Here is a 17,523-nt window from a genome sequence, read left to right as displayed (position 1 = left end):
GTCGCGCCGGCCGGGTCCCACAGACCCGCGGCTTCCGCCGGATCCGCCGGATCAGTCGGTGCTCTCGGGGCCGCAGCCGCCCTCATGCCCGTCGCGCCTTCCGAAGCGTCCGCGCCTTTCGGACCCGCCGCGCCCCTCGAACCGGCGCCGGTCGGGCCTGCCGTACCCGTCGGGTCCCTCGCGTCCGCCGCACCCGCCGGTCTGCCCGCCGGGCGCGTCGCATCCGCCGTACCCGTCCACTCGGCGAGGCCTGCCGCGCCCCTCGCGCCCGCCGTGGCCCCCGCTGCGGCGACGCTGTGCGTGTTGCCCGCGCGCGGCGCGGACCGGGTCCGTGCTCTCGCCCGCCGCGCGGGCCTGAGCTGCGTCGACGGGCCCCCGGAGGAGGGGACCGTCACGGTGGTCGTCGCACACGACGCCGAGGAGGCCCTGCGCGGCCCGTGGAACGCCGGCCCGCTGCTGCTGGTGTGCGACACCGTCAGCCGTACCGGGCTGCTGCGGGCGCTGCGCGCGGGCGCGGTCGTCCTGCGCAGCGAGGACCTCACGCCGGAGACGCTGACGGCGGCCGTCCGGCGCGCCGGGCACCCGCACCCGTGCATCCCGTACCCGGAACTGTCCCACCTGCTGAACGGCGGCCCGCCGCCCGGCCGGCCGGACCGGAGCGAGAGCCGGCCGCCGACCCTGACGGCGCGGCAGACCTCGGTGCTGCGCCTCATGGCCGACGGACACGCCAACGCGGACATCGCGCGGCTGCTGGACTGCTCCGAACACACCGTGAAGAACGTCATCTACGAGGTCATGGCGCGTCTCCAGGCCCGCAACCGGGCCCACGCGGTCGCCCACGCGGTACGCCACGGCCTGGTCTGACCGGCCGCTGGACGACGCCGATGCCGATGCCGACGCGGACGCGGGGGACGGGTGACATGGCCGGCGAGCACGCCGCACCCGTCGCCCCGCGCGGCCGATCATGGGGCACGCCCCACGCGGCCGATCGCGGGTACGCGCCACGCGGCCGATCGCGGGGTACCGCGTCAGAACCGGGGCGTCGGCAGCAACCGCGGTTCGATCCGCCCCTCCACCGCCCCGTCGCCCTCGCGGCTGACCAAGTAGGCGCCCTTGCCAGGCAGTTCCGTGACGGCCTCGACCAGTGCGGTGCCCCGGTAGACCAGGCCCACCCCGTCGTCGGTGCAGTGGGCCGTGCGGAAGGCGCCCTCGGCGACCAGCCGGTGGATCAGCGGGCGCCGGCCCGGGTCGGAGTCGTAGTGCACGCCGTTGCCGTACGGCAGCAGGCCCAGCCCGTCGGTGAACGGCCGCAGTCCGGGCCCGTAGGAGTCGGTCGCGCCGCCCTCGAACCAGCAGAGCGAACCCGCGCTGACCCCGGCGAGCACCACGCCCGCCCGCCACGCGCGCCGCATGATCGCGTCCAGGCCGTGCACCCGCCACACGGCGAGCAGGTTGGCCACCGAACCGCCCATCACCCATACGACGTCGTGGTCCAGGACCGTGCCCTCGACGTCCTCGACGTTCGGCATGGGGAACAGGTACAGCGGGGTGAGGTCGAAGCCCGCCGCCCGGGCGGCCTCCGCGACCCGCGCCGTCACGTGCTCGGCATCCCCGGTGGCCGTGCCGACGTACAGGACACGCGGACGTCTGCCGTGCACGCCGGAGAGGTCCACCGCGTGGTGGACCAGGGCGTCGAAGAGCAGCCGGGTCCGCGTGCCGACGCGGTGCCCTCCGGAGGTGGCGAGGATGGTCGGTTCGGCAGCGGTCACGCGCGCGATCGTAGCGCGACCGCTCCGGCGGCCGGAGGGAATCCGGGAAGGCGGCGCGGACCACCGGCGCACGCCCCCGGCACACCCAGAACAGAGCGGGGACCGGCCACTTGGCCGGTCCCCGCTCTCTCGTCAGAGCCGCTCTCGTCAGAGCCGCTCTCGTGAGGGTCGCTCTCGTGGGGACGCCCTCACCCCGTCCGCAGGGCCACCGCCGCCGCGTACCCCGCCGGGACGAGGACGTCCCGCAGGGTCCACTCCGGCGCCGGAGCGGCCGGCCGCGGCCCGGTGCCGACGTAGTCCAGCGCCGGATCGCGCACCAGCCCGGTCCCCAGGCCCTTGAGGTAGGCCTCCTTGCGGACCCAGGTCCGGGTGAACGCCGCCGGGCGCTCGTGCGCGGGCAGCCGCGCCAGCTCCGCCGCCTCCGCCGCGTGCAGCGCGGACTGCGCGCCGAGCACCGCCTGAGCGGTGGCCAGCCCCTCCACGTCGACGCCGACCGGGGTCGGGGCGAGCGCCACCATCACCAGGTCCCCGCTGTGCGACAGCGAGAAGTGCACCCCGTGGGTACGCAGCGCGGGCCGGCCGTGCGGCCCGCCGCAGCCCGCGCACGGCTCGCGGACCAGCGGCAGCGCGTCGGCGGGGACGCCCAGCAGCAGGCTCAGCACACCGCGCAGGGTCGCGTGCGCCACCACGTACGCGTCGCGGTCCCGGGGCCGGTGGAAGGCGCCGGCCCGCGCCCGCTCGTCGGCGTCCAGCAACTCCCGGGCCCGCCGCAGCGCGAGCGGGTCCTGCCGGCCCACCTCGGCCAGGTACAGCTCCACCGGCCGACGCGGCGCACGCGGGCCGGGGAGACGGGCGGTGGAGTGCAGCCCGGACAGATCCACGACGTCCGGGCACAGCCGTCCGGGCGGCGGCTCCGCCGGCGGGGCGTGCGCCGACACGGCGAGCGGCGGACCCGGGCGGGACTCAGACATCGGCCCCGGCCAGCCGACGCCGCAGGCTGAGCGGGCGCATGTCCGTCCAGACGGCGTCGATGTGGTCCAGGCACTCCTGCCGGGTGCCTCGCCGGCCCTCCCGGTGCCAGCCGGCCGGCAGCTCGCGGTCCGCCCGCCAGATCGAGTACTGCTCCTCGTCGTTGCGCACCACGAGGTACACGTCCTCGGCGTCCGGGCGGACCTCCTCGCCGCCCGTGCCGGTCGCGGAATCGGTTTGCGTCACGGTGACCTCCCGCAGGTGATGGGGCCGGCCCGCGGGTCAGGGCCGACGGGGTCAGCGTGCCCGCCGCCGGCCGCCCCGGTCAGGGACGAACGCGCCGAACCCGAGGCACGCGTTGCTGCCGGATCTTCTCTGGTGACGTACGGCCGCGGCGCGGGACCGTGCTGTCCGGTCGCGGGGCGCCCGGCACCCCGGCGGCGCCCGCCGCCCGGCCGAGCCGCGCGATTCCCGCGCACCCCCCGTTTCGGAAGGAGCACGCGATGTCGGACGAGCACGCACCTGTCCTGCTGCCGGGCGGAGGCTGGCGGCTGTGGGAGCAGTTCGCGCTGCGCGGCCCCGGCTTCCCCGCCGACGGCGTGCTGCGCCTCTCCCCGCCCGGACTGGCCCAGGCTGCCGACAAGTTCGGCCCCGACGCCGAGCTGTCCGGACCCGAGTGGCAGGCCTTCGCCGACGACCTCGCCACGGCCGCCGTGCACACCGCCCGGCACCTTCAGGAGATCGCCGCGCAGCCCCGCTTCCAGGCCGCCCTCGCCTGGCAGAACCCCGCCGTGCTGCGCACCGGCATCGCGCCGTTCCTGCGCTGGACCCCGGGGAAGGACAGCCGCAGCAGCATGCCCCGCCAGCGCGAGGAACTGGTCGCGCACTACTGGCAGCGGTTCTGCGTGAAGAACGACACCATCGGCTTCTTCGGCCCGGTCGGCTGGGGCCGCTGGAACCTGTCCGTGCCGGGAGCCGTCGCGGTGGACCCCGGGCGGGACTTCCTCGCCGCGCACGAGGTGTACTTCTCCGGCTGGGCTGTCGACGCCCTCGCGAAGGTGCTCGCCGAGGATGCGGAGCTGATGCGCTGGATCCCGCCGCGCCGGGTGTCCTTCGTGCGCTGCGCCGACGGCACGGTCCACGTCCCCGGGCGCCCCGCCCAGCCGGTCGGCGCGGCCGAGCTGGCGGTGCTGAAGCTGTGCGACGGCACCCGGCACCCGGCCGCCATCGCCGCCGAGCTGGGCCTGGACGCGGACGAAGCGGCCCGTACCGTGCGCGAGTTGGTGAAGCGCCGCTGGGTGCAGTGGCGCCTGGAGGTGCCTGCCGCCACCCACCCCGACCGCGCCCTGCGCCGCATCCTCGAACGCGTCCCCGACGAGGCCGCCCGCACGCGGGCACTGGACCGGCTCGCCGTGCTGGAACGCGGCCGGGACGCCGTACGCGCCGCCGGCACCGACGCCGCCGCGCTGACCGCCGCTGTCGGCGCCCTGGAGGCGGACTTCGCCACGCTCACCGACAGCGAGGCGCAGCGGGCCAAGGGCGAACGGACCGCGCCGTGCCGGGGACTGGTGTACTCCGACGCCCGGCGGGCGGCCACCGCCACGGCCGGCGCCGGGCTGCTGGCCCACCTGGAGCCGCTGCAACTGTGCCTGACGGCCGCCCGCTGGATGACCAACCGCTTCGCCGACGCCATCCGCGTCCGCCTGCGCACCGTCCACGACCGGCTGAGCGCCACCGGCGAACCGGTGGACCTGGGCACGCTGTGGCTGCACACCCTGCCCTCGCCGCACCCCGACGCCGGCCACCTCATCGACGCCGTGCAGGCCGAACTGCGCGCCAAGTGGGCCCGCGTCCTGGACCTCCCGGCCGGCGTGCGCCGGGTCCGGCTGGCCACGGCCGACCTCGCCGAACGGGTGCGCCAGGAGTTCGACGAGCCCGGCGACGGCTGGTCGCTGGCCCGGTACATCAGCCCCGACGTACTGGTGATCGCCGACGACGAGGCCGCCCTCGCCCGGGGCGACGTGCAACTCGTCCTCGGGGAGATGCACTGCGCGCTGAACACGATGGGCGCATCCCTCTTCGTGCACCAGCATCCCGACCCCGGCGCGCTGCTCGCCGAGACCACCCGCGACTTCCCCGGCCCCCGCCTGCTGCCCATGCTGCCCAAGGAGCTGCCGCTGAAGTGGTCCACCCGCAGCAGGCCCTCGCTGGACCGGCCCGAGGACCACTACGTGGCCCTGGTCGACCAGACCGGCGACCCGCACCGCCCGCGCACCCTGCTCGGCGCCGACGTCACGGTCGAGGACCGGGAAGGCCGGCTGACCGCGGTCCTGCCCGACGGCACCGCGTACGACCTGCTCGACGTCTACGCCAACACCCTCACCCAGCGGGTCATGGACCGCTTCACCCTCCGCCCGGAGGGCGTCCACACCCCCCGGATCACCGTCGACCGCATGATCGTCGCCCGGGAGACCTGGCAACTGCCCGTCGCCGAGGTCGACTTCGCCGACGAGAAGGCGGAGGCCGCCCGCTTCGTACGCGCCCGGCACTGGCAGCGACGGCACGAGCTGCCCCGCTTCGTGTTCGTGGTCTCGCCGACCGAACCCCGCCCCTTCTACGTCGACTTCGACAGCCCCGTGTACGTCACCATCCTCGCCAAGGCGGCCCGTCGGCTCGCCCGCAAGGACCCGGACGCCCGGCTCAAGGTCAGCGAGATGCTGCCCACCCCCGAGCAGGCCTGGCTCACCGACGCCGAGGGCCGCCGCTACACCAGCGAACTCCGGTTCGTCGCCGTCGACCGGACCGTCACCGGCGAGGGGGACGCGTGATGCGCACCATCGCCGACGACATCGCCGCACACGCCGCCCGGCACCCCGACCGGGTCGCGCTGAGCACCCCGGCGGGCGAGGTGACGTACGCCCGGCTCGCCGCCCGGACCGAGGAGATCGCCGGCCTGCTGCGGGCGCACGGCGCCGGCCCGGAGACGGTCTGCGCCGTGGCCGTCGAGCACGGCACCGACGCCGTCGCGGCCATGGCCGCGGTACTGCGCTGCGGCGCCGCCTTCCTCACCCTGGACATCGGCCAGCCCCGCGACCGGCTGACCGACTTCGTCCGCAGCGCCGGCGCCCGCCTGCTGCTGACCCACGCGGCCCTGGCCCCGGCCCTCGACCTGGGCGTCCCGCCGGTCCTCCTGGACCGGCCCGGGGCCGTCCAGAGCCCGCCGCCGGGCCCGCCGCCGGGACCGGTCGACCCGCGTGCGCTCGCCTACGTCAGCCACACCTCCGGCAGCACCGGCCGGCCCAGCGCCGTCCTGGTCGAGCACCACGCCCTGGACGCCTATCTGCGCGACACCGCCGAGGCGTTCGGCCTCGGCCCGGACACGGTGGCCCTGCAGACCGCACCGCTCGGCTACGACGCCTCCATCCGGGACACCTTCGCACCGCTGCTGGCCGGGGCCCGCCTGGTCATCGTGGACCGCGCCCGGCTGCTGCGCCCCGAGGAGTTCGCCGACACCGTCCGCGAGCACCGGGTCACGGCCCTGCTCAGTGTCACCCCCTTCTTCCTGTCCCACCTCGCGGCGCAGCCGCAGCTCACCGACCCGCTGGCCGGCGTCACCCTGGTCGCCTCCAGCGGCGAGTCCCTGCGCCCCTTCCTCGCCGCGGGCGGACGGACGCTCGTCCCCGGGCGGCTCGTCAACCAGTACGGCCCGACCGAGTGCACGATGACCACCACCCGGTACAGCGTCCCCGCCTCCCCGGACCCCTCCGCCGACCTGGTGGGCACGCCCCGCGCGGGCGCCGTGGTGCGGGTGCTGGACAAGGACCTGGCCCAGGTCCCCGACGGCACGGTCGGCGAGGTGTACATCGGGGGAGTGGGCGTGGCCCGCGGCTACGGGGGACGCCCGGCCCGCACCGCCGAGTGCTTCGTCCCGGACCCCTACGGCCCGCCCGGCGCCCGCCTCTACCGCACGGGCGACCTCGCCTGGTGGGGGCCCGGGGGACTGCACTACGCCGGCCGCACCGACCGGCAGGTCAAGATCCGCGGCTACCGCGTGGACCCGGCGGAGGTCGAGGGCTGCCTGCTGGCCCACCCGGGGGTCACCGGGGCGGTGGTCACGGCCCACACCGACGACCGGGGGCGCGTGCACCTGCTCGCCCACCTCACCGGCGACCTGTCCGGCACCACCGACGCCGAGCTGCGCGGCCACCTCGCCCGGTCCCTGCCGCCGCACCTGATGCCGCGTCGGTTCCTGCGCCTGGACACCCTGCCCACCACCCGCGGCGGCAAGGCGGACCGCCGGCTCCTGGCCACCGGGAGCACCGCATGACCGCCCTCGACCTGCGGCGGACCGCGACGGCACCGCAGCTGTCCGCCACGGCGACGAAACCATCGGCGCCGAAGCCCGGCGTCGCCGCCGGCCCCGGGCCGGGCGTCGCCGACCTGCGGGACGCCGCCGCCCGCATCGCCTCCCACGTCGTCCGCACGCCCCTGCTCCGCGGCCCGGCGACCGACGCCCTCGGCCCCGGCCTGCTGCTGAAGGCCGAACACCTCCAGCACGGCGGGTCGTTCAAGATGCGGGGTGCCGCCAACGCGGTCCTCGCCCTGGGCGCCGACCGGATCGTCACCGGCTCCTCCGGGAACCACGCGCTCGCGCTGGCCCGGCTGGCACGCACCCTCGGCATCCGGCTCACCGTCGTCCTCGCCGCGGGAGCGGCACCGGCGAAGGCCGCCGCCGTCCGTGCCCTCGGCGCCGAGACCGTCCAGGTGGACGGAGGGGTGGCCGAGCGCGAGGAACGCGCCCGCGCCCTGGCGGCCGAGCGGAACGCCGTCCTGATCCCGTCGTCCGACCACCCGCTGGTGGTCGCCGGGGCGGGCACGGTCGGCACCGAACTGCTCGCCGACGCACCCGACACCGAGACCGTCTACGTCCCCACGGGCGGCGGCGGGCTGCTCGCCGGGGTCTGCCTCGCCGCCCTGCACCGCCCGGTCCGGGTGGTCGGGGTGGAACCGTCCGGCACCCCGCGCTACGCCCGCTCCCTGGCCGCCGGCCGCCCCGTCCGCCTGCCGCCCAGTGCCACGGTCGCCGACGGTCTGCGCGGCCAGTGTCCGGGGGCCGTCCCCTACCCGATCGTCCGCGACCGCGTCGACGAGCTGATCGCCGTCGACGACGCCGAAATCCTGGCCGCCGCCGCCCTGTTGGCCCGGCACGGCGTCGACGCCGAACCGAGCGGCGCGGTCGCCCTGGCCGGAGCGCTGCGCGCCGGCCGCCGCGAACGGGCCGTGGCCATTGTCTCGGGCGGCAACACCCCCGCCCGGCTGCGCTCCGTCCACCACGACCCCACCCGCACGCACACCGACCCCCAGACAGCAACTGACAACTGACGCTTGATCACTTCGAACGAGGAGTAACGGACATGACCACGAACACCGCCACCGCCACGGCCACCGACACCGCCCAGAACACGGTCGACGTCCTGGTCGGCATCTTCCGGGACGTGCTGCGCCTGCCCGAGCTGACGCCCGACACCGACTTCTACGAGGCGGGCGGCGACTCGCTCACCGCCTTCCAGATCACCGGCCGACTGCAGGAGATCCTCGGCGCGGACGTCCCCGTCTCGCTGGTCTTCGCCTACCCCACGCCGCGGGAACTGGCCGAGGTCGTCGACGCGGACTACGGCACCGCCTGACCGGCCCGGCCGGCCGAACCGCACCGGCCGGCCAGGCACCGACCCGTACCGGCCGGCCGAACCGTGCCGCCCCTCCCGCGTCGGCCGGGTCGGCCCGTACCGTCCATCCGCGCCACCCAAGGAGAGCCGTGCCATGACCGAAGACCTCGTGCCGTCCCTCGGCCGCTGGCGGCTGTGGGAGCAGTTCGCCCTGCGCGGGCCCGGTTTCCCCGCCGACGGGGTGCTGCGGCTGGCTCCCGCCGGACTGGCCCAGGCGGCCGACAAGTTCGCCGCCGACGACCCCCTCGACGGCGACCGCTGGGAGGACTTCTCCCGGCTCTTCGCGGACGCCGCCGTGGAGACCGCGCACACCCTCCAGGACATCGCCCGCACACCGGCCTTCCGCGAGGCGGTGGCCTGGCAGAACCGGCCGGTGCTCAGCTCCGGCATCGCGCCGTTCCTGCGCTGGACCCCGGGGAAGGACAGCCGCAGCAGCATGCCCCGCCAGCGCGAGGAACTGGTCGCGCACTACTGGCAGCGGTTCTGCGTGAAGAACGACACCATCGGCTTCTTCGGCCCGGTCGGCTGGGGCCGCTGGGACCCGGCCGCACCGGGGCTCGTCGTTGACACCGGCGCGGGACTGATCGAGAAGTCGGCCGTGTACTGGGCGAGTTGGGGCATCGACGCGCTGGCGCGGACCCTGGACGCCGATCCCGGCCTGCGGGAGTGGATCGCCCCGCGCCGCGTGCCGTTCGTCGCCCTCGACGGGGACCGGGTCCGGATACCGGGCCGGCGCCCGGTCACCGTGTCCGCCGAGGCGGCGGCCGTCCTCGCCCGCTGCGACGGCGTCCGGCCCGCCCGTGCCATCGCTGAGGAACTGCCCGGCACCGACGTGCCCGCCGTACTGGCCGACCTGGTGGCCCGCCGCTGGGTGGCGTGGCGTCTTGAGGTCCCCGCCGGCACCCACCCGGACCGCGACCTGCGGGCGTGGCTGGAAGGTGTCGGTGCGAGCGAGCCGCGCCGGCGGGGCCTCGCCGCGCTGGACCGGCTGGAGCGGGGCCGCGCACGGGTGGCGGCGGCCCGCGACGTGGACGGCCTGGTCGACGCCATGGCGGAACTCGAGCGGGAGTTCACCGAGCTCACCGCCACCGCCGCCGTGCGCGAGAAGTCCGCGTCGACGGCGCCCTGCCGCGCGCTGGTCTACTCCGACACCCGCCGCTCCGCCACCGTCCGGCTCGGCCCGGCCGTCCTCGACGCGCTGCGCCCGCTGCGGCTGCTGATGGACAGCGCCGGCTGGCTCACCTCCCGGCTCGCCGCGGCGGTCACGGCCGAGACCCGCCGCGTGTACGACCGCCTCGCCGCCGAGGGCCCGGTCGATCTGGCGTCGTTCTGGTTCGGGTGCCTGCCGGTGCTGCACGGCCCCGCGCGCGCCACCGCCACCGAACTCCAAGGGGAGTTCGCCGCGCGCTGGCAGCGCGTCCTGGCGGTGCCGGCGGACGCCCGCCGGGTGACCGTACGCTCGGCGGACATCGAAGCGGCCGTGCGCGCGGAGTTCGGCGACACGGCCGGCGGCTGGACGGCGGCCCGCTATCTGAGCCCGGACCTGATGATCGCCGCCGACGGCGCGGAGGCGGTGGCACGCGGCGACTTCACCGTCGTACTCGGCGAACTCCACGTCGCCTCCAACACGTTGGGCGCCTCCCTGTTCACCCACCAGCACCCGGACGTGTCGGAGCTGTTCCGGCTGACCGACCGGGACCATCCTGGCCCGCGCCTGATGCCCCTGATCCCCAAGGAGCACCGGGCCCGCCTTTCGGCGCGGGTCCGCCACACGCTGGTACGCCCCCAGGACCACCAGGTCGCCCTGGCCGACCTCACCGCCGACCCGGCCCGCACCCGGGTCGTGCGCTCCGCCGACGCGACGGTCGAGGAACACGGCGGCGACCTCGTCGTACGGCTTCCCGACGGCTCGCGGTTCCCGGCGGTCGACGTGCTCTCCCACGTGCTCACCACCCTGGCGATGGATCTCGTCCGAGTGCTGCCCCAGGCGGAGCACACCCCCCGGGTCACCGTCGACCGCATGGTGATCGCCCGGGAGACCTGGCGGCCGTCCGCGGCGTGCGCGCGGTTCGCCGACGAGAAGGACGAGGCCCGGCGCTTCGTCGGGGCCCGCCGCTGGCGCACCGAACTGGGCCTGCCCCGCTATGTGTTCGTCGTCTCCCCGACCGAGTCCCGGCCGTTCTACGTCGACTTCGACAGCCCGGTCTACGTCACCATCCTCGCCAAGGCCCTGCGCCGCCTGGCCCGCAAGGACCCGGAGGCCGTCGTCACGATCACCGAGATGCTGCCGACGCCGGAGCAGACCTGGCTCAGCGACGACCAGGGCCGCCGGTACACCTCGGAGTTGAGGTTCGTGGCCCACGACTCGGCACCGGACTCCTGAGGCGGACCGCCGGACCGCCGGGCCGCTGGGCCGCGGGGCTGCGCGGCCGGCGTTGCGGCGGGGGACCGGTTCGAGACAGGAGGCAGTGGGGAACCCGACCCGGTAGCGGCGGGCTGACCGGCCGCGCGCCCGACGGCACGGGGCCGGACGGCGGGGGACAGAACGGACGGCAGCCCGTGGACGGTGAAGAGGGTCCGGACGGTTCGGCGGCGCTGACGGTGACGCTCGGCGTGGACCTCGCCGCGAGCGCGCGGCGGACCGCCGTGTGCCGGGCAGTCTGGACGCGGGAGGGCCTGTCGTCGGCGGAGTTCGTGGTGCCCGACGGGGACGAGGACCTGCTGGCGATGGTCCGGGAGGCGGCCAAGACCGGGCTGGACTGCCCGCTCGGCTGGCCCTCGGACTTCGTCGCCACGGTCGTCGCCCACCACCAGGGCCTGCGGCTGCCGCCCGTGGCGCGCTTCGCGGAGCGGACGGACGGCAGGCCCGGCCTCGACCCCCTGCGCTACCGGCTGACGGACGACCTGACCTGGAAGGCGACCGCGACGCGTCCTCCGCTGTCCGTCTCCACCGACCTCCTCGGAGTCGTGGCCCTGCGCGCCGCCCGTCTCCTGGACGCCCTCGCCGCGGCCGGCACGCCCGTGCCGCGGGACGGGTCGGGCGCCGTCGCCGAGGTCTACCCCGCCGCCGCGTTGCGGCTGTGGGGCATCCGCCTCGACCGCAGTTACAAGAGCGCCGCTCCCGAGGCCCGCTCGGCCCGTGAACACGTCGTCCGTGAGTTGGAGAGCGGCCTGGCCCGCACCCTCCCCGAACCGCTGCGCGCACGGTGCGCCGACAGCCACGACCATCTCGACGCGCTGGTCTGCGCGCTGGTGGCGCGCGCCGTACTGGCCGGGGACACCCGGTGGCCGCGGTCGCCCGAGGAGCGCGCGGCCGCCCGGCGGGAGGGCTGGATCCATCTGCCGGGACCCGATCTCGGCGCGCTGCGGCGGAGTACGGGCTGACGGCGCCGGGAGCCGCGCCGCGGAGTGCAGGGCGCCGCGACGCCCGATGAACACGCTGGGTGATATTCAGGGGAGGGGTTGGGGGTGTCGTCGGCGGGCTCGAACGGCCCGCCGGCATGACGGCCGGGCGGGTGCGGGTGGGCATGGGGGCCGGGGCTGCGGGGCGGGGCTCGGGAGCCGGCCGCCCCTCGCCTTTCCTTCGTGACCGCTTCCGACCAGGTCTGATCGTTCGATTGCGTCATCTGAGCGGACCTCGGAAGGGCTCATCGGTCTGGTGTGCGAGAGGTCATACCAGAGCGGGACGTTTCCCGGGGGACTTTGCCGACTGCGCGCCGCGCACGAGCCTCAGGAAACTACTGTGAGTGTCCGTCGGGCGACGTGGGGCCGATCGCCGGCCCCTCGGCCGACACCCATGGCGCATGCCCGGACGGCGCAGACCGTGCGCCCCGGCACCGACGGACCAGTACGAGGACACCGATGTCTCAGCTTCGCGCACCGGCCGCACGCGCAGACCGCCGCGAGGGCGGGCGGCACGGACGGCCGGTCGCCCGACCCGTGCCCGCGCCCCCCGAGACCCGGATACGGCCCCAGTTGCTGCGGCTCGCCGTGCTGCCACCCGTCGCCGTCGCGCTCGCCGCCGGCGCCGCCGTCCTGTTCACCGTCCGCTCCACCGGCGCTCGGCCCGGCCCCGCCCTGTGGGGCGTGCTCGCCGGCGCCGGCTGCGTCGCCGTAGCCGGGGTCCTGGTCGCGGCCGTGGCCGCGGCCCGCGCCGCCCGCTCGGTCAGCGACCGCGTCGCCGCCCTGCGCCGCGGCACCACCCGCGGCGAGGCCGAACTGCGCGCCGTCGTCGAGACGCTGCGCCGCGGCGACGGCCCGCCCGAGCGCAAGCCGCGCAGCGGACCGTCCGAGGACGCAGACGACTTCGACCTGCTCGCCGCCGACCTCGCCCGCGCCCACGACGGCGCCGTCACCGCCGTCGTCCAGGCCGCCCAGCTCTCCAGCCAGACGGGCAGCGAGCAGAAGCTCGAGGTGTTCCTCAACCTCGCCCGGCGCCTGCAGTCGCTGGTGCACCGCGAGATCTCCATCCTCGACGAGCTGGAGAGCGAGATCGAGGACCCCGACCTGCTCAAGGGTCTCTTCCACGTCGACCACCTGGCCACCCGCGTCCGCCGCCACGCCGAGAACCTGGCCGTGCTCGGCGGCGCCGTCTCGCGCCGGCAGTGGAGCCACCCGGTCCCCATGACCGAGGTGCTGCGCTCCGCCATCGCCGAGGTGGAGCAGTACTCCCGGGTCAAGCTCGTGCCCCCGATCGAAGGCGAACTGCGCGGGCACGCCGTCGCCGACGTCATCCACCTGCTGGCCGAACTCGTGGAGAACGCCACGGTGTTCTCCGCCCCGCACACCCAGGTCCTGCTGCGGGCCGGCCTCGTCACCTCCGGGCTCGCCGTCGAGGTCGAGGACCGCGGACTCGGCCTGCCCGTCGGCGAACAGGCCAAGATGAACGCCCTGCTCGCCGACCCCGACCAGGTGAACGTGGCCGGCCTGCTGGCGGACGGCCGCATCGGGCTGTTCGTCGTCTCCCAGCTGGCCCGGCGGCACGGCATCACCGTCCGGCTGCAGACGAACATCTACGGCGGCGTCCAGGCGGTGCTCGTCGTACCGCAGATCCTGCTGGGCACGGCGCCGGGCGACCCCGGCGACGCGGCGCAGCCGCTGGGCGGCGAGGGACAGCCGGAGGCGGCCGTGCCGCAGGGGGACGTGCAGCCGCCGACGCTGCCGCCCGGTACCGGCTCCGCCGCCCATACCGGTGCCGGTTCCGGTGCCGGTTTCGTCGGGCAGCACGGCGGGCCCGCGCACACCGCACCGCTGCCGGTGCGCAGTGCCGACCAGGAGCGGCCCACCCCCGCGGACGCGCTGCCCGGCATCAGGCCCGAGGTCCGGCATCTCCTCGCGGAGCACACGGGCACCCTGCCCAGGCCCCGCGTCGGCACCGTCCGCGGCATCATGGGCAAACCCCGACTGCCCCGGCGTCGCGCCCAGGAGCACATCGCCCCCCAGTTGCGCGACGGCCCGCTGCCGCGCCAGGACAGCGAGCAGGTGGCCGGCCACGACCCGGGCCTGATGGCGGCGTTCCAGCGCGGCGTCGGCCTCGCCGAGGCCCAGCAGCACCTGGACGCCGACTCCCCGGCGCCGACTCGCCCGACGCCGACCCACCTGGCACCGCACCATGTGGCGGCTCCACACCCGACGCCGCTCGACGTGGGGGCGCCCGACACGGAGCCGCTCGACATGGGGGCGCTCGACATGGGGTCGCCCGACATGGGGCCACTCGACATGAGCTCGCCATACATGGCCGGACCGCACATGCCCGGACCGCACATGGCCGCATTGGACAGAGCGCCGGCCCCCACGGACCCGCTCCAGACCGCCCCGCTGCCCCCGGCCCCCGGCCCCGCGGACCCGCACAACAGCGAGCCCCCGCCCATGGAGCCGTCGAGCGGCACCGACCACCTCACCCGGCACGACGGGAGCGCGCCGGCCGGATGAACACCCCCCTTCCCGCTTCCACCCCCGCCCCCGGCGCCCCCGGCGCGCCCGCGGACCTTCGCACCCCAAGGAGTCGATCCACCATGGCGAGCGACGCGCCGACCAGCCACGCGACCGATCTCGACTGGCTGATGAGCGGCCTCGTGCAGCGCGTACCGCACACGACCAGCGCGGTACTCCTGTCCTGCGACGGGCTGGTGAAGTCGGTCCACGGCCTGGACGCCGACAGCGCCGACCACATGGCCGCGCTGGCCGCCGGCCTGCACTCCCTCGGCCGCAGCGCCGGAGTCCGCTTCGGCGACGGCGGGGACGTCCGGCAGGTCGTCGTCGAACTCGACTCGACCCTGCTGTTCGTGACCACCGCCGGATCCGGCACCTGCCTCGCCGTGCTGGCCGGCCGTGAGGCCGACGCGGCGGTGCTCGGCTACGAGATGGCGATGCTGGTCAAGAGCGTCCGCCCCTACCTGGTCACCGCGCCCAGGCGGCACGCCGTCGAACCCACGGGTATGAGGCCTTGAGCGTGGTGGCGGCCGGCGACGGGCCGTGGCTGGACGACGCGGCCGGACGCCTCGTGCGCCCCTTCACGGTCAGCAACGGCCGCACCCGGCCCACCATCGCCCTCGACCTCATGTCGCAGGTGATGGTCACCGGAGCCGGCCCCCTCGGCTATCTCGGGCCGGAACACGCGCAGGCCCTCGACCTGTGCCGCGCGCCCGTTCCGGTCGCCGAGGTCGCCGCCCATCTCAGGCTGCCGGCCGCGGTCACCAAGGTGCTGCTGTCGGACCTCGTCGACTGCGGGGCGCTGACCGCCAAACCCCCCGCGTTCCACGACAACCCCACTGACCGGGCCCTTCTGGAGGCAGTGCTCGATGGACTACGACGACAGCTGTGACCCGTTCCCGACCGCGCTGAAGATCCTGGTCGCGGGCGGTTTCGGGGTCGGCAAGACCACCTTCGTGGGCGCCGTCAGCGAGATCGCCCCGCTCAGCACGGAGGAACTGCTCACCACGGTCGGCGCCGCCACCGACAGCCTCGACGGGGTCGAGCACAAGGCCGAGACGACGGTGGCCATGGACTTCGGCCGGATCACCCTCGACCGGGAACACGTCCTGTACGTGTTCGGCACGCCCGGGCAGGAGCGGTTCTGGTTCATGTGGGACGAGTTGTCCGAGGGCGCGCTCGGCGCGGTCGTCCTCGCCGACACCCGGCGCCTGGAGGAGTGCTTCGCGGCCGTCGACTTCTTCGAGCAGCGCGGCCTCGGCTTCATCGTCGCGATCAACGAGTTCGACGGCGCCTACCGCTACGACCCCGAGGAGGTGCGCGCCGCCATCGACCTGGCCCCCGGGACACCGGTCGTGCGCTGTGACGCCCGCATCTCCAGTTCCGGCGTGCAGACGCTGCTCACCCTGGTCCGGCACCTCATCGCCCACGCCCCGGCGCCCGCGCCGAGCCAGGGCGCCCGCAGGTGAAACCCGCACACCCCGCCGCACACCCCCCACGGAGCCCCGCATGACACGCGCTCACAGGGACGGAGCCCGCACATGAGGTACGACCCGTCGCGCCCGGCCGGCCGTCTGCTGCTCACCCCCGAGGACAAGGAGGCCCCGGCGCGCACCCGGCACCTGCGCCGCCTCGGCCTGGGCGAGCAGCCGGATCCCGCGCTTGACGCCTACGCGGACCGCCTCGCGGAACTCAGCGGCGCGTCGTACTCCATGGTCAACTTCATCGACGAGGAACGGCAGTTCTTCGCGGGCCTGCACGTCCCGGCCGACGGGCCGCCGGTGGTGAGGGCTGACGGCAGCAGGCCGGAATGGGGCCGCCTGCTGCCCCGCGACCACGGGTTCTGCCCCCATGTGGTGGTCCGGCGCAGGGCGCTGGCCCTGGAGGACGTCCGCGACTACCCGCGGTTCGCGGGCAACCCGGTCGTCGACGATTTCGGCGTCCGCTCCTACCTGGGCGCGCCGCTCGTCGACAGCACGGGGATGGTGCTCGGCACGGTGTGCGTCGCCGACGTACGGCCGCGGGCCTGGGGGCAGCCCGGCCTGGAGACCATCAAGTCGGCGGCGGCTGAACTCGTCGCACGACTGGAGCGACGGCGGGCCGACGGGCTTCCGCTGTGACGCGGAGGGGCCGGCCGGGCGCCCGCCGCCGACCCGTCACTGACCTCGCCAGAGATTGGCGTAGGCGGACTTCTCGACGGCCCGCCGCTGCCGTACCGCCTCCAGTTCCATCACCGCGTCGCCGACGGCGGCCAGCACGGTCGTGACCACGTCGTCGGCGTCGGTGCCCTCGTCGGGGAGGGGACCGGCCAAACCGGTTGAACCAGGCGAACCGTCGGAAACCGGCACATCGGCCGAACCGGTCGGCCCGGTCGGCCGGTCCAGGAGGCCGACGGCCGCGGCCAGCGCGGCGAGGACGGGTTCGCCCGCCGCGCGGCGCGCCTCGGCGCGGCTGCGGGCCGGCGAGTCGACCAGCACCGTCCGCCCGGTGCGCAGCGGAATGCGGCGGCCGCGAGGCCGGGTCGTCAGCCCCTCGCGCTCCATGGCGTCGGCGTAGACCTCGGCCAGTCCGCGTCCCCGGCGCCACAGCCAGTCCTCGACGGTCTCGTACGGCTCCTGCCGCACCAGCGAGGACGCGGCCCGGTCCAGCAGGGGGTCGCCCGTCACCGACTGCGCGGCGGGCACGAGACGGTCACCGTCCACGAAGAGGGCCAGGGCGTCGACGAGGTCGAGCACCTCGGCGCCGGCGAGTGCGAGCGAGAGGTCGCCCTGTCCCACCGATCGGCCCGGTGGCACGTCCAGGGCGAGAATCGCGAGATCCCGAGCGGTGTTCATGGGCGGCTCCACGTCGGTCGGCCGGATGCGGTGCGCGGGGGAGCGGCCGGCCCGCGCGGCCGGCCCTCCAGCATCGATTGTCACCGCCGGCCGGGCGCGCTGCCGTGCGCTCACGGAAACCCGCGCCCCGAACCCGGGCCACCGCGCCCACTGTGCACACCGTGCTCACTGCGCCCACCGTGCCCGCTGTGCGCACCGCGCGCCGCACGCAGGTGCCCCTGCCGGAGGCGCGGGCGGCGGGCGTGAAGGAAAGCTGCGGCGCGGCTTAAGAAAAGATCGATGGACCCGGCAGGC

16 protein-coding genes are annotated in these 17,523 nt (G+C 75.7%); 12 read left to right on the top strand and 4 right to left on the bottom strand.

Annotated features, from left to right (window positions below):
- Positions 1-303 precede the first annotated feature (303 nt).
- Positions 304-864 (top strand): helix-turn-helix transcriptional regulator, encoded by a 561-nt coding sequence (locus ACZ5GT_RS05420; protein ID WP_469014544.1) that lies wholly within the window; start codon positions 304-306, stop codon positions 862-864.
- 164 nt (positions 865-1,028) lie between these two features.
- On the opposite strand, the gene ACZ5GT_RS05415 is transcribed toward ACZ5GT_RS05420, so the two are convergent.
- From ACZ5GT_RS05415 to ACZ5GT_RS05405, 3 genes are all read right to left on the bottom strand, one after another.
- A complete protein-coding gene (locus tag ACZ5GT_RS05415) occupies positions 1,029-1,769 on the bottom strand; it encodes a Type 1 glutamine amidotransferase-like domain-containing protein (RefSeq protein WP_469014541.1) in 741 nt (246 codons plus the stop codon).
- Positions 1,770-1,957: 188 nt separating this feature from the next.
- Positions 1,958-2,740: a 4'-phosphopantetheinyl transferase family protein gene (locus ACZ5GT_RS05410; RefSeq protein ID WP_469014537.1), complete on the bottom strand. Its 783-nt coding sequence runs from the start codon at positions 2,738-2,740 to the stop codon at positions 1,958-1,960.
- Positions 2,733-2,921, bottom strand: a complete 189-nt coding sequence (locus ACZ5GT_RS05405) for an MbtH family protein (protein WP_469014789.1) — start codon at positions 2,919-2,921, stop codon at positions 2,733-2,735. The genes ACZ5GT_RS05410 and ACZ5GT_RS05405 overlap by 8 nt, the downstream gene beginning before the upstream one ends.
- A gap of 320 nt (positions 2,922-3,241) precedes the next feature.
- On the opposite strand from ACZ5GT_RS05405, the gene ACZ5GT_RS05400 reads away from it, so the two are divergent.
- From ACZ5GT_RS05400 to ACZ5GT_RS05350, 11 genes are all read left to right on the top strand, one after another.
- Entirely contained in the window at positions 3,242-5,566 is a 2,325-nt protein-coding gene (locus ACZ5GT_RS05400; protein WP_469014531.1) for a lantibiotic dehydratase, read from the top strand.
- Positions 5,566-7,065, top strand: coding sequence for an amino acid adenylation domain-containing protein (locus ACZ5GT_RS05395; protein WP_469014525.1), 1,500 nt, complete (start codon positions 5,566-5,568; stop codon positions 7,063-7,065). Before ACZ5GT_RS05400 ends, ACZ5GT_RS05395 begins: the two co-directional genes overlap by 1 nt.
- Entirely contained in the window at positions 7,062-8,120 is a 1,059-nt protein-coding gene (locus ACZ5GT_RS05390; RefSeq protein ID WP_469014522.1) for a threonine ammonia-lyase, read from the top strand. Before ACZ5GT_RS05395 ends, ACZ5GT_RS05390 begins: the two co-directional genes overlap by 4 nt.
- Before the next feature lie 32 nt (positions 8,121-8,152).
- Positions 8,153-8,425, top strand: coding sequence for an acyl carrier protein (locus ACZ5GT_RS05385; RefSeq protein ID WP_469014517.1), 273 nt, complete (start codon positions 8,153-8,155; stop codon positions 8,423-8,425).
- A 133-nt stretch (positions 8,426-8,558) separates the two neighbouring features.
- Positions 8,559-10,847 carry a lantibiotic dehydratase gene (locus ACZ5GT_RS05380; RefSeq protein WP_469014509.1) on the top strand — a complete coding sequence of 763 codons (2,289 nt, stop codon included), beginning with the start codon at positions 8,559-8,561 and terminating at the stop codon, positions 10,845-10,847.
- A gap of 176 nt (positions 10,848-11,023) precedes the next feature.
- Complete coding sequence (locus ACZ5GT_RS05375) at positions 11,024-11,848, top strand: DUF429 domain-containing protein (RefSeq protein WP_469014503.1); 825 nt, start codon at positions 11,024-11,026, stop codon at positions 11,846-11,848.
- A 477-nt stretch (positions 11,849-12,325) separates the two neighbouring features.
- Complete coding sequence (locus ACZ5GT_RS05370) at positions 12,326-14,395, top strand: sensor histidine kinase (protein WP_469014499.1); 2,070 nt, start codon at positions 12,326-12,328, stop codon at positions 14,393-14,395.
- A gap of 83 nt (positions 14,396-14,478) precedes the next feature.
- Positions 14,479-14,913 carry a roadblock/LC7 domain-containing protein gene (locus ACZ5GT_RS05365; RefSeq protein ID WP_469014496.1) on the top strand — a complete coding sequence of 145 codons (435 nt, stop codon included), beginning with the start codon at positions 14,479-14,481 and terminating at the stop codon, positions 14,911-14,913.
- A 2-nt stretch (positions 14,914-14,915) separates the two neighbouring features.
- Positions 14,916-15,287 (top strand): DUF742 domain-containing protein, encoded by a 372-nt coding sequence (locus tag ACZ5GT_RS05360; protein ID WP_469014784.1) that lies wholly within the window; start codon positions 14,916-14,918, stop codon positions 15,285-15,287.
- Entirely contained in the window at positions 15,265-15,864 is a 600-nt protein-coding gene (locus ACZ5GT_RS05355; protein WP_469014492.1) for a GTP-binding protein, read from the top strand. Before ACZ5GT_RS05360 ends, ACZ5GT_RS05355 begins: the two co-directional genes overlap by 23 nt.
- A 72-nt stretch (positions 15,865-15,936) precedes the next feature.
- Complete coding sequence (locus ACZ5GT_RS05350; RefSeq protein ID WP_469014487.1) at positions 15,937-16,515, top strand: GAF domain-containing protein; 579 nt, start codon at positions 15,937-15,939, stop codon at positions 16,513-16,515.
- Between the two features lie 36 nt (positions 16,516-16,551).
- Here the strand turns inward: ACZ5GT_RS05350 and ACZ5GT_RS05345 are convergent, their stop codons facing one another.
- The gene (locus tag ACZ5GT_RS05345; RefSeq protein ID WP_469014479.1) at positions 16,552-17,229 is read right to left on the bottom strand and encodes a GOLPH3/VPS74 family protein; all 678 of its coding nucleotides are present in this window, start codon (positions 17,227-17,229) and stop codon (positions 16,552-16,554) included.
- Positions 17,230-17,523 lie beyond the last annotated feature (294 nt).

This window comes from Streptomyces sp. NPDC031340 (assembly GCF_055569945.1).
Note: the sequence above shows the minus strand (reverse complement) of the source record. Positions and strands in the feature narration are given on the sequence as shown.